This window comes from Mesorhizobium sp. (assembly GCF_017306585.1).
Classification (GTDB): Bacteria; Pseudomonadota; Alphaproteobacteria; order Rhizobiales; family Rhizobiaceae; genus Mesorhizobium.
This window is the reverse complement of record NZ_JAFKIC010000003.1, coordinates 1-1,844: the sequence shown is the minus strand read 5'-3', so window position 1 is coordinate 1,844 and position 1,844 is coordinate 1. Positions and strand designations below refer to the sequence as shown.

The following is a 1,844-nucleotide window of genomic DNA, read 5'->3' as shown; positions in this document are numbered from 1 at the left end:
ATCCGACTCGAGCTGCTTCATGCCGAGCGAGATGCGGTGGGTTTCCTGGTTGATGCGGATGATCTGCACCTTGACCGTCTGACCGATGTTGAGGATTTCGGTCGGATGGTTGACGCGGCGCCAGGCCATGTCGGTGACGTGCAGCAGGCCGTCGATGCCGCCGAGGTCGACGAACGCACCGTAGTCGGTGATGTTCTTGACGACGCCTTCGACAACCTGGCCTTCCTCGAGGTTCTGCACGATTTCCGAACGCTGTTCGGCGCGGCTTTCCTCGAGCACGGTGCGGCGCGACACCACGATGTTGCCGCGGCGGCGATCCATCTTGAGGATCTCGAAGGGCTGCGGGTTGTGCATCAGCGGCGAGACGTCGCGGATCGGACGGATATCGACCTGGCTGCGCGGCAGGAACGCCACGGCGCCGTCGAGGTCGACGGTGAAGCCGCCCTTGACCTGGTTGAAGATGACGCCTTCGACGCGCTCACCCTTGGTGAACTTCTCCTCGAGGCGCACCCAGCTCTCTTCGCGGCGAGCCTTCTCGCGCGACAGCATGGCTTCGCCCAGCGCGTTTTCGATGCGCTCGACATAGACTTCGACGGTATCGCCGACCTTGAGGGAGGATTCCTTGCCCTTGGCGCCGAATTCCTTCAGCGGGACGCGGCCTTCGACCTTGAGGCCGACGTCGATGATGGCCATGTCCTTTTCGATCGCTGTGATCGTACCCCGGACAACCTGGCCTTCGCCGGAATGGCCAGTGGTAAATGATTCTTCGAGCATGCTCGCGAAATCATCGCGAGAGGGATTTGCAGCTGACATTGTTTCTCCTGGAATGCCCCGCGCATCTGGCGAGGCGGGCGCCGTGGGTTAGCGTTGCGTTTAACCTGCCGGCGTTCCGGGCTGAAAGCCCTTGGCCGCGTTAAGCGGCAAGTCCGGCGCATGAGAATGCTGGCAGGCTGGTTCGTGCCCGATATGGGTATTTCTGTCGCGTTCGGCAATCGCAGAGGCGTCAGAAAAGCCTGATCAGGCCTTGTTTCTCTTAGCGAGAGCGTCGTCGATGATCGCCATCGCCGCCAGAAACGCGGCTTCTATAGCCATTTCGCTTGTATCAAGCAAGTGCGCGTCGGCGGCGGGCTTCAATGGCGAGTCGGCGCGGCCCATGTCGCGCTCGTCGCGGCGCTGGATGTCGGCGAGAATCTCGGCGAAATCGGCGCTGCCGCCGATGCTTTCGATCTCGGCCAGCCGGCGGCGAGCCCGCACCTCGGCACTCGCCGTGACATAGAGCTTTATGTCGGCATCCGGGCACACCACGGTGCCGATGTCGCGACCGTCGAGCACGGCGCCCGGCGGCGCCTTGGCGAAGTCGCGCTGCTTCTCGACCAGGATGCGCCGCACCGTGGGAATGACCGCGACCTTGGAGGCCGCCTCGCCAACGGCATGCGCCGACAGCACCGCGCGGTCGAGCTTCGCCAGATCGACCTGGTGCGCGGCGGTCTCTGCCGCCGAGACATTGTCGAGCGGGAGGCCGAGCTCCAGCAGCTTGTGGGCGACCGCGCGATAGGTGAGGCCGGTGTCCAGCAGGTTCAGCCGGTAGTGGTCCGCCAGCCGGCGGGCGAGGGTGCCCTTTCCGGCGCCGGCCGGTCCGTCGATGGCGATGGTGAAAGTGTAGGTCATCGGCGGGTCGCCTTTGCCAAAAAGAGCGGGCGCCGCGTTCCTTCGCGCCCCCCTCTGTCCTGCCAGCATCTCAGGTGCGCTCCACCCCATCACCGTCACCCGATCTCCGCGCCCAGCCCTTTCATCAGACCCATGAATTCCGGGAAGCTCGTCGCGATCATATTCGCGTCGTCAAT

The 1,844-nt window shown here is 64.2% G+C and carries 2 protein-coding genes; both read right to left on the bottom strand.

Annotated elements, in window-relative coordinates:
- Positions 1 to 813: S1 RNA-binding domain-containing protein (locus tag J0I79_RS00040; protein ID WP_292854120.1), on the bottom strand; the 813-nt coding region annotated here is incomplete at its 3' end.
- Positions 814 to 1,017: 204 nt separating this feature from the next.
- Positions 1,018 to 1,668 carry a (d)CMP kinase gene (gene cmk, locus J0I79_RS00035; protein WP_292854118.1) on the bottom strand — a complete coding sequence of 217 codons (651 nt, stop codon included), beginning with the start codon at positions 1,666 to 1,668 and terminating at the stop codon, positions 1,018 to 1,020.
- Positions 1,669 to 1,844 lie beyond the last annotated feature (176 nt).